Source organism: Methanobrevibacter sp. (genome assembly GCF_017468685.1).
Taxonomy (GTDB): Archaea; Methanobacteriota; Methanobacteria; order Methanobacteriales; family Methanobacteriaceae; genus Methanocatella.
In genome coordinates, this window is sequence record NZ_JAFUHT010000030.1 from 15,007 (window position 1) to 25,961 (window position 10,955).

Sequence of the window (10,955 nt, forward strand, 5' to 3'; positions counted from 1 at the left end):
TAGGTAAGATTATGTTGGAATGGACTATTTGTACAAACTGCGGTAAAGTTTTAGATAATTCAAAAACAACTTGTCCGGCTTGTAATAAAAAAACAGATAAATTGGATATTGATTTTTTAAAAAATCATTTGACAAATTTAACTTTTATAATCAAAACATTGGATATTCAGCTGGTTAAGGATAGCTGTCCCCAAATCAAGGCTCAAAATGCGCCACTTGAAGTGCTTATTCTGGACGATTTATTTAAGTATTTCAGCTTTTTGGGTCTGGGTGATGGAAAAATAACAGATAATGAACTGGATTTTATAAACGAACTGCTTCAAACAAGCTACACATCCCAAGACATATTGAACCTCACAGATGATGAACTCGGGAAGGTGCCGGTATCATTTGAATGCCTGCATGAACTGGATGTGTTTGCACAGGAATTTGACATGACTGGTGTCAAGTCCTGCAATGAACTTTTTGAATCATACAAATTCCTGGGCAAGTTTTTCATAACCGTGGATGGAAAACTGGACTCGGAAGTGCTTGAAAAATACAATCATTATATCGCCGGACTGGAAGAGGAGCTGGGAGACTATTTATTTGATGACTATGAAATCAACTATACTTTTGATAAACCTGAAAAGGAAGAAGTTGAGGAAGAAAAACACAGTCTGGATGAGTATATGGATGAGCTAAACAAACTGATAGGCTTAAGCAAGGTTAAAAAGGATGTCAACTCATTGATAAATCTTGTGCAGATTAGAAAACTAAGAAAAGAACGTGGCATAACTCAACCGCCGATGAGCCTGCATTTGGTGTTCAGCGGAAATCCCGGAACCGGAAAAACCACAGTTGCAAGACTGCTTTCAAAAATATATCATGAAATCGGTCTTTTGTCAAAGGGACATCTTATAGAAACCGACAGGTCAGGGCTTGTCGGAGGTTATGTGGGTCAAACTGCAATAAAAACAAAAGATGTAATCTCACAGGCAATGGGAGGCATATTATTCATTGATGAAGCTTATTCTCTTGCATCAACATCAGAAAATGATTACGGTCAGGAGGCAATTGACACAATTTTAAAGGCAATGGAAGATAATCGTGACGATTTGATTGTGATAGTAGCAGGATATCCTCAGTTGATGGACAGGTTCCTGCATTCAAATCCCGGTTTGGAGTCAAGATTCAACAAGTTCATATATTTTGAAGACTATAACGCAGAAGAGTTGTATGAAATATTCTGGCTCATGTGTGATGAGGCAAACCTGACACTCGATTCTGCAGGGGATGAATATATAAAACAGTACTTCGCCAATTTATATGAACACAAATCCCCAAACTTTGCAAATGGAAGGGCTGTAAGAAACTTCTTTGAAGAGGTCATAACCGCTCAGGCAAATAGGCTGGCTCCAAAGGAAAACATAACAGATGAAGAGTTGAATACATTAACCTATGAGGACTTTTTAATTGAGGAATAATCATGTCAAATAAGTTAGCTTTAAAAAAGGACAGTGATCTGGTTCATAAACTGTTCTACTGGTCATATCCTACAGGCAGTGTCCTTTCAAAATCAAAGGTTGCAGCAGTTTGTGTTTTTTTATATCTTTTTATAGTCTGGATATCAGCAGGTTTAAATCCTGTAATCATATTCATTTTATCCCTTTTCTTTGCAGGCATAACATTTCTGGTAGGCTTTCTTTTTCATCTGATTCTGTCAAAGCCATCACAAAATAAAATAAGAAACAATGATTATGGACTTGTTGAGGACATTAAGCATCTTGCATTTTACTGGCAGGACAGAAACGGTAACTACATTTTATCCAAAACCAAAATAATCTCATTTGTGATATTTGTAGTGATGTATATAGTGGGATTATTTAATGTAGAGTTATTATCAGTTTTAACATCAATACTCTTTGCTTTGATATTTGAAGTTCCGGCATTTATAATAGGCTCTGCAATTCATAAACTAACTTTCAAGGATTTGCCTAAAAAGGAGATACCGTCAGAAAAAGTAAAACCTGCATCTGTTGAAAAGGTTTTTGAAATTCCCCAAAAACCGGAAATTATACCTGAATATCTTGATTATCAAATTCAGCTTGACAGCTTAAATTCCAAATTTACGAAAAAGGAAAAATCCACAAGGACACTGATTGAAAAGAGATTCCAGCCGCCACAATTGACATATACTCGTTTTATAAGTGGTGTAGATAAATCCTCACAGCTGTTTAAAAGAAACATCGAATCCGCTTTTACAATGATCAGTCTGGCAGATGAGTATTCACCGAGAATTGCCGGTGAAATAGAATCTAAAATCAAAATCCTAAACGCAATTATGGATAAACTGGATGATTTATCTAATGAACTTGTATTGAATGAAGATTTGTCCAAAAAAGAGGATGTTGATAATCTGATAAATGAAATGGATGATTTGATTCAATCAGTTAAAAAATATGATTCATGATTACTTTTCAAATGCTCTCTGGTTAATTTAAATATGTATTAAATATTTAAATATTATTTAATGTGGCAGTATAGTAACTATTCAAAAATAAGTCCTGAAGTTGAAAGGCATTTTCCATTTAAAAATCCCAGAAAAGACCAATTGGAGACAATTTCAGAAATCGTCTATGCAATCGATAAGGGTTACAGATACATAGTTCTGGAAGCGGGGACAGGTACAGGAAAATCTGCCATTGCTGCAACATTATCATCAATTTATGAATCATCGTACATTTTAACCGTCACCAAACAACTGCAGGACCAGTATATGGATGATTTTTCAAATCTGAGCCTTGTAAAAGGAAGGAAAAATTTCCGATGCAGAAGGGATTTGGATTTGACATGTGATGAAGGAAAATGCATACTTGAAGCTGATGCATGTGAAAATCCAAAAACAGACTGCGATTATTATATTCAAAAGTTTCAGGCATTAAACTCCAAAACAGTCATTTCCAATTATCACTACATGTTTTTGGAACTTAATTATGTTGGAGATTTTACCAAAAGGCAATTACTGATTTGTGATGAGGCCCATAATCTTGAAAATACGATAATGGGTCAGCTGAAACTTGAATTTTTAATGGATGATTTAAGGGATTATCTCAAGTTTGATGTAACCGATGAGATTCTCTATGAATTGGAAAACGGGGATTATGACACATGGATTTTATTTATACAGGAGGTAAAAAACCTGTATGAAAAGGAATTGGATAAAATTGCCAATGTCAATAAGCCACATCTGATTGAAAAGATATCATTCATTAAAAAGGAAATAAGCGACTGTAATCGTTTCATTGAAAACATTACCTATGATCCCTACAGTTGGGTGTTCGATTATGATTCGGATTATGAGGTAATTGAATTTAAACCATTGAAAATTGATAACTATGCAAAAAACACCTTGCTTCGCTATGGTGATGTATGTATTTTTATGAGTGCAACAATCCTTGACTATAAATTCTTTTCCAGATGTCTGGGTTTAAATGATGATGAAGTATATCCGATAAGACGTAAATCTCCCTTTGATTTGACAAGAAATCCTATAAAACAAGTGGATGAATTCAATCTGTCACATAAAACAATCAGGCAAAATGCTCCAAAAACTGTGGAAGTGGTTAAATCCATTTTAAAAAAACATGAAAATGAAAAAGGAATTATCCATACTGTAAGCGGTCAGTGCAGGGATTATCTGATTGATAATCTCTTAGATTCCCGTTTGATAGAACACAACACCCAAAATCGTGTAGAGCAGCTTGAGAAATTCAAGAATTCAAATGATGCCAGCGTTTTGATTTCGCCGTCAATGAATGAGGGTGTGGATTTGCCAGGTGATTTGTGTCGTTTTCAGATATTGTATAAATTGCCATATCCTGACCTGGCAGATAAGCAAATACGCTTAAGGGCAAATGCTGATGAGGATTGGTATAATTATAAAACGGCATTGAGCCTGATTCAAACTTATGGAAGGGGAATGAGGTCACATGATGATTATTGCGTAACCTATTTCATCGATTCAAGGATTAGGGAATTTATTAAAAAGGATAAATTCCTACCAGATTCATTTAAATATCTTTTAAAACAAAATACTCTTGATGACTAATCACAAACACTTAAGAGTAGTTATAGAAGATATCTACGCAAATAACAATGAACTGACCGAAGAGCTGACATTAAGACTAATTAATGAATTCAGGTATTCAAACTTGTATATTCCAGCTAAAAGGGATGAATTTACATTAAATTTCATAATTTATGAGGATGACAATGGCCTGAAACTCACTCCTCTTTTTACAGATCCTGATGAGTTCAATAAATTCTTTAAGGGTGAGGAGGATATCGAGCTGATGCAGAACTCTTTTGAGTTATACCAGAATGTTCTGATGACAAGTGACATTGATGGATATATCCTAAATCCTGCAACTGAAAAGTATGTATTCAGCAAAGAGTTCATTTTGGATATTAAAAACATACCTAAAACCAATTTTTACTCTACAAACACATATTCCATTGATGAGCTAAAGGCATTAAAGGATTCAAGAAATGAAGATTTGGAAGATTTCATCAAAAACCCTCAAAATGTAGGCAATTATGAGGCGCTATTTGAAAAGATGTCCCAATCCAATCTGTTGACTTTGATGGTCAGTGATGTTGATTTGTCCTTGAAGGCTAAGGATGGTGTCATTTCCATGATGGATTCCGGTCCTTTAGCACAGATGTTTACAGATAATGTCGGAGGAGTTTATGCAACAGTCTTTTCAAGTGAGGACAAGCTCAAAGAAGTAAGCACTGATAAATTCACATATTCTCAGGTTATAAATCTTTCAATGCTTGTTAATTTTGTTTTATCAGAGGATATGGATGGAATTGTTTTAAACCCTGACAGTGACAATGTCTTGATTCCAAGGGTCACATTGCTCAGATATTCTTTGGGATTTGAGAAATTTGCCAATGATGAAAAGTTATCAAATTCAATATATTACATGTTTTTAATGCAGTAATATCAATTTTAATATAGTATTGTTAAGTTATATTCAATTTGCAATATTGTACTAGCTTTATATCAAAAAATATATATTCTATGATGTTCATAGTAGTAAATGGGATTGCTTATTGGCAATCTCAATTATTTGGTGATGGTTGGAGGAATCCCATCAGTTCATTTATTTTGTACTATTTTTTCTTTAACTGTGTTGTGTCAATCTGATGGGGTTCTTCATTTAAAAAATTTTAATAAATAGCTTTTTCATATTAATTATTATGTCTGAATTATCTGAGTTAATTAGAATTAATAAAAATATTGAGAATCAAAACAAGGAAATTATTCGTCTTTTAAAGATTATCGCCGGTGAAAGTACTTTTGTTGACAAGTCAGGTTATGTATATCCTGAATTTTTTGATGAGGAAGAAGAGCCTGAGGATGTTTCACAGAATTTCACTTCACTTTTGGACAATGAGCTTGATGTTGGTGAGGTGTATTTCATTGACCAGGACATATTCAGATTGTCCATTCAAAATAATGAAAAGGTCATCGAGAATCTGATGGGTGATGATGAAAGTACTAATTTTAATATTGCAGAAATCATATCTGATGAATCTGTCAGAAGAAACCAAAGTTTGGATGACTCTACAGTTATACTCACGGATTCAAGTAAGGGTAATTTGCCAAAAACTTTGGAGCTGTGCCACCAGCAGGATGCAAAAAAAGTATATATTCCATGGGATCAGATGCTTGAACTTGTAGGGGCACCGGACACTCTTCAAAGAGTACTGAAACTCAATTTCTACAGAAAATCGGAAGAGCTAATAGAAAAACTGTTTAAATCAGAATAAGGGAATAACATGTCAAAATTTTGTAAAAACTGTGGAGAGGAATTGGTAGACTCAGCTAAGTTTTGCAAGAACTGCGGAATAAACCTCGAAACTATGGAAGACAATCCGTATGTGAAAAATGTCAATCAGTTTAAGGTTGAAAGCGGTGAAAATAAACATTCATTTGCAGTGATAATAGGTTATGTATGTGCTGTTATAATGCCGTTGATAGGTTTGATAATTTCAATCTATCTTTTAACCAGAGATTCTGAAAATGCCAAAAAACATGGAAAATATGTGCTGATAGTAACTTTAATTGTATGGGTTTTGTCAGTTCTCTCAATTTTCCACTAAAAAAAGAAAAAAATTATGATGATTGGTTAAAATCATCAATTGCAGAATCCACCAAATTAATAACAGATTCAGATAAATCAGGATATGAATCGCTGATTGCAACAGGAATGTTATCACAGTAGACCACTTCAAGGCCATGTGCTATTGCATCCTGTGTTGCAACATCAACAGCAGCCGCTTTAAGCTCGGTCAGCATGACATCTGCCTTGTCCATATATTTTTGCATATCCTCACGAAGCAGAGGTCTGTTGGACAGGTGAGCGGTTGTGCCTACAACTTCACAGTTGTAATTGTTTTCAAGATATTCTACAAGCTTGTCCTTTACGTCTTCAGGAGCTGTGGTTGCAAATAAAACCTTTTTGCCTTCAATATTGTCTAATGGTTTAGGTCTAAACACAGTTGAAATCACTGTTGCGTCAGGGTTTATTTCACTTACAAACTCTTCTATTTCTCGTATCTTGCTTTCACTGCACATTGGCTCTTCACACATTGTCAGAATAACCAGATCACCTAAAGCAACACGATATGGTCCGAAATATGTGGTCAGGTTTTCTATTGGTTGGTTTGCGCCAATCAGAGCTATCTTTTTGTTGGTTTTTATTGGAGGTATTGCAGCACCGCTTCCTTCAAAAATTGCAAATTTGGAGTCAACTTCATTGGCAAGGTGTGCTCCTTTTTTCATATTGGTTAAAAACACTTCACCGGCCATTCCTCCTCCGCAACGTCTGCAGCCAATTGTTAAAATTCTGCTCATCAGTGCATCTTCCCAGTGATCACTTGCAGCATGAACTCCCTTTTCAGACTGTTCGAGTAAAAATTCTGCATTGATTTCCAATTCTTCTCCATGAACGATTTCAGGTTCTTCAGGTCCTCCTCTTCCCATTGCAATTACGCACGGTTCATAACCGTTTTTGTCAATGAGACGTGCAACGAAACCGGAAACTGCAGTTTTTCCTATTCTTTTACCGGTTCCAAGAATGGTGATTGAAGGTTTTTCCATAATCTCATATTGTGAAGTCGGATCGAATTTAAAGTCAGGTCCTTCATATGATATTCCCTCATTCAGGACTTTGCAGGCTATCTTGAATCTTTTGGGATAGTCGAGAATAGGTTCGTCACTTAAATCAAAGACAGTATCAATATCATACTTTCTTATCATTTCAACAATGATGTCGTATGGTATGTCCTTGTCTTTTGCAAACTGAACAGGTATTCCGAGCTTTTCAGAATAGGACTCTTCAGAATCGTCCCTCAGTTTTTCTGTCCCTCCTATGAATACTGCGCCCCTGATATCAATGTGTTCTAAATTGTTTAATGTATCTATTGCCTCTTGAGTAACTGGCAGATAATGTTCACCATCAACCAGACAGAGCATTTTGCTTAACGATTTCATAATTATAGTATAACTTTAATAAATAAAAGTTTAATTATATAATATGGAAATTGACATTGGCGAAACTCATATAAGACTGAAAAGTGACTTGGAAAATCATAATTTAAAGGAGTATATATCATCCATTAGAGTCGATTTAAAACGCTACATTGCTCATAATCAGGATTTTTTACTTTCTATGGATGCAATTGAAAACGAAGATGATGATTTGCCCTTAATCATTCAAAAAATGTATGAATCTTCTTATTTGGCTGATGTGGGGCCTATGGCCTGTGTTGCAGGTACGATTTCTGAGTTGTCTCTTGATTATTTAATTCGTCATCATTCAAAAAATTCTATTGTAGAAAATGGCGGTGACATTGCACTTATAAATGACCGAAAAATTTTATGTGGTATTTATTCCAATAATCAGATTTTGGGCAATAATATAGCTTTTGAAATAAAAAAAAGAAATCATCCTCTGGGAATTTGCACTTCATCCGGGAAAATTGGCCATTCCATCAGTTTAGGCATGTCAGATAGCGTTACTGTACTGTCACATTCACCTTCTATTGCCGATGGGCTTGCAACACGCATTGCCAATGAAGCTTCAGGCGAGTCTGGTGAGGTGAAAGTTTCTAATGCCCTTGAGTGTGCGGATAACTATCGTGAGTTTTTTGATGGTGTTTTGATTATATGCGATGATAATGTCGGAACTGTCGGAAGACTTCCCAAAATTGTGGAAACCTCTAAATTTGAATTTAATCAAATTTAGTTTAACATTTAATTTGGGTAACATATTTTTGAATGCAAACTTTAAATATGATTAATTTATAATATTAAAGTATATAATAAAGGAGTTAAATTTTAACTAACTGAAATTAGTTAATTAATGGGTTAGATATCTATGTATAAAGACGAAATGATACAAATGCACCAATTTTTAGTATATGTTTTAAAGTATTTAGCAGAAGATGACCAAATTTCAAATGACTGTAGTGAATATATCTCCCTGAAAATAAGTCCCCATCACATTCATAAGACAAAAGCCGAACATAAACATGCTATTTTTGTTCTATGTAAGATTATTTCTGAAATAATTGCTGATAGGGAAGATAATCCTATTCCTGAAAATGTTCGCAATTCATTATCTGACCTGGTTGTCAGATCACAAAATGAACTTCATGCGTCCTAAACTTTTTTTCTATTTTTTTTATAAGACCCGTTATTCTTTTTTTGATTTTGTATAACACCCTTTTATTACCTTTTAAATGCAAAGTGTTAAAAAGATTTATGTACAATTAATTAATATTTATTATTTGAAAATTGAAATTAACACGTGTGATTATTTTGAAAGCTTTTGAATTTTTATCTAAAAAAAGAGAAGAAAAACCAAGAAAATCCGGAATAACCATGGTTCTTGACAAAGGACTGGGCCTTGAAACAGCAAGCAGTCTGATGGATATTTCCGGTGAATACGTAGACTATCTGAAATTCGGATGGGGAACATCAATCATTCACGATGAAGAAATAATAAAAGCAAAAGTCAGGATGTACAAGTCCCATCAGATTACTCCATATACAGGAGGAACATTATTTGAACTTGCATATATGAATGATAAGTTGGATGAATTTTTCAGCCGTGCACAGGAATTGGGCTTTGAGGCAATTGAAATATCAGACGGGTCCATACCTCTGCCACATGAAGAAAAGCTGAACTGCATAAAACTTGCAAGGAAAAACGGATTTGAAGTTTTATCAGAAGTGGGCAAAAAAGACCCTAATCTTGACAAGGAACTGTCACTTGACGACAGAATAGAATATATGCAAAAGGAATTAGACTCAGGATCATCATTAATCATTGTAGAAGCCAGAGAAGGTGGAAAAAATATCGGAATCTTTGATAAATCGGGCAATGCAAAGGAAGATGAAATAGACTATATACTGGATAACTTCGACGGAAGCAAACTTTTATGGGAAGCGCCAAACAAGGACCAGCAAGTCTTTTTCATACTCAAGCTTGGAAACACAGTAAACTTGGGCAATGTTTCCAGTGATGATATAACTTCTCTTGAAACCTTAAGACAGGGTTTAAGAGGAGATACTGTTGGTAAAATATAATTAAAACTTAGTATTAACTGAGCGTTGGCAATTAAATAATTAGGGGAGTAATAAATTGACAACTAGAAGTATCGGCCATATCAATCAAAAGATTGAAAACGGCGAAGCTAACATATATACGGCAGAAGAGTTTAAAAAACTCATAAATAAAGGTGACACACCAAGTTTCGATGAGGTTGATGTTGTAACTGCAGGAACATGCGGAGTAATGAGTGGTACAGCAGCGATACTTAACTTCATCGTATCACAACCTGGAGAATTCATAAGGGCCCGTGAAGTATTCCTTAACGGAATTCCGGCATATGCAGGACCATGTCCGAATGAATGGCTTGGGGCATTGGATGTAATTCTTCATGGAACAACACATTCAATAGATGACGATAACTATGGTGGTGGATTCCTTCTCAAGGAACTGCTTGAAGGAAAACCAATCGATGTGCGTGTTGAAAGTGTTGAAGGAAAAACTATCGAAAATACGATTACAATTGATGATATTGGAAGAGGTCAAATAATCGGAACACGTATGGCATTTAAAAACTACACTGCATTTGTAAATTCATATAATGATCCTATAAGCTCAATATTTTCAGGAATTCCTCTTGAAGGTAAATTATCAGGTATGACATTTTCAGGATGCGGTGCACTAAACCCTCTTCAAAATGATGTACCTCACAATGTGATTAAAGAAGGATGCAGATTCCTGTTAAATGGTGCTGAAGGTTATATTTTAGGGGATGGAACACGTTCCAGTGCTGAAAAACCAAACCTTATGCTGACAGCTGACTATAAACAGATGGATCCGTATTACATTGGAGGATATAAGACAGGGCAGGGCGGAGAAGTCTATGATACTGTTGCAATACCTATTCCTGTTATAAATGAGGAAGTCTACAATAACTTGCTCATAACGGATGAGGATGTGAAATTGCCTGTAGCTGAAATCAAGGGTCGTCACTTGCCGGTCGGTGAAACAAACTATTATGAAATGTGGAAGGATTATGATTTAAGACCTCAATATGACAGAACTGCATGTTCAAAGTGTGACACATGTACAGTGGAAAGAGTATGCCCTACAAATGCGTTTAAGGATGAAAGACTTAACCCCGCATTATGTTTCGGCTGCGGATTATGTGCACATTACTGCAGGCATGATGCCTTTGAGATGAACACCGGAGAAGTGGAACTTGAAATCAACGGCAAAAATGTCAATATTCCGATTGTTTGCAGACAGTCAGACAGACTTAGAGGAAATAAATTGTCCTTGAAACTTAAGAAATTAATTGAAAATAATGAGTTTAAATTATAGGTG

Annotated in this window: 11 protein-coding genes; 10 read left to right on the forward strand and 1 reads right to left on the reverse strand. The window is 35.1% G+C overall.

Going from position 1 to position 10,955, the window contains the following annotated elements; all coding sequences use genetic code 11:
• Window positions 1–11: 11 nt before the first annotated feature.
• The 6 genes from IJ258_RS03950 to IJ258_RS03975 all read left to right on the forward strand — a co-directional run bounded on the left by IJ258_RS03950 (window position 12) and on the right by IJ258_RS03975 (window position 6,153).
• Window positions 12–1,466 (forward strand): AAA family ATPase, encoded by a 1,455-nt coding sequence (locus IJ258_RS03950; RefSeq protein ID WP_292803226.1) that lies wholly within the window; start codon window positions 12–14, stop codon window positions 1,464–1,466.
• 2 nt (window positions 1,467–1,468) lie between these two features.
• Window positions 1,469–2,452 carry a hypothetical protein gene (locus IJ258_RS03955; RefSeq protein WP_292803228.1) on the forward strand — a complete coding sequence of 328 codons (984 nt, stop codon included), beginning with the start codon at window positions 1,469–1,471 and terminating at the stop codon, window positions 2,450–2,452.
• Window positions 2,453–2,512: 60 nt separating this feature from the next.
• Window positions 2,513–4,090: a helicase C-terminal domain-containing protein gene (locus IJ258_RS03960; RefSeq protein ID WP_292803230.1), complete on the forward strand. Its 1,578-nt coding sequence runs from the start codon at window positions 2,513–2,515 to the stop codon at window positions 4,088–4,090.
• On the forward strand, window positions 4,083–4,988 hold the full coding sequence (locus IJ258_RS03965; protein WP_292803233.1) for an SseB family protein: 906 nt from the start codon (window positions 4,083–4,085) through the stop codon (window positions 4,986–4,988). Before IJ258_RS03960 ends, IJ258_RS03965 begins: the two co-directional genes overlap by 8 nt.
• A 259-nt stretch (window positions 4,989–5,247) precedes the next feature.
• Entirely contained in the window at window positions 5,248–5,820 is a 573-nt protein-coding gene (locus IJ258_RS03970; RefSeq protein ID WP_292803236.1) for a hypothetical protein, read from the forward strand.
• 9 nt (window positions 5,821–5,829) lie between these two features.
• A complete protein-coding gene (locus tag IJ258_RS03975) occupies window positions 5,830–6,153 on the forward strand; it encodes a zinc ribbon domain-containing protein (RefSeq protein ID WP_292803241.1) in 324 nt (107 codons plus the stop codon).
• Window positions 6,154–6,166: 13 nt separating this feature from the next.
• Here the strand turns inward: IJ258_RS03975 and IJ258_RS03980 are convergent, their stop codons facing one another.
• Window positions 6,167–7,546: a 2,3-diphosphoglycerate synthetase gene (locus IJ258_RS03980; protein WP_292803244.1), complete on the reverse strand. Its 1,380-nt coding sequence runs from the start codon at window positions 7,544–7,546 to the stop codon at window positions 6,167–6,169.
• Window positions 7,547–7,589: 43 nt separating this feature from the next.
• Here IJ258_RS03980 and IJ258_RS03985 point away from each other — a divergent pair, with 43 nt between their 5' ends.
• From IJ258_RS03985 to IJ258_RS04000, 4 genes are all read left to right on the forward strand, one after another.
• The gene (locus tag IJ258_RS03985) at window positions 7,590–8,300 is read left to right on the forward strand and encodes a UPF0280 family protein (RefSeq protein WP_292803247.1); all 711 of its coding nucleotides are present in this window, start codon (window positions 7,590–7,592) and stop codon (window positions 8,298–8,300) included.
• Window positions 8,301–8,432: 132 nt separating this feature from the next.
• Complete coding sequence (locus tag IJ258_RS03990; protein ID WP_292803250.1) at window positions 8,433–8,720, forward strand: UPF0058 family protein; 288 nt, start codon at window positions 8,433–8,435, stop codon at window positions 8,718–8,720.
• Window positions 8,721–8,875: 155 nt separating this feature from the next.
• Window positions 8,876–9,646, forward strand: coding sequence for a phosphosulfolactate synthase (gene comA, locus IJ258_RS03995; protein ID WP_292803252.1), 771 nt, complete (start codon window positions 8,876–8,878; stop codon window positions 9,644–9,646).
• Between the two features lie 55 nt (window positions 9,647–9,701).
• Entirely contained in the window at window positions 9,702–10,952 is a 1,251-nt protein-coding gene (locus IJ258_RS04000) for a methanogenesis marker 16 metalloprotein (RefSeq protein ID WP_292803255.1), read from the forward strand.
• Window positions 10,953–10,955 lie beyond the last annotated feature (3 nt).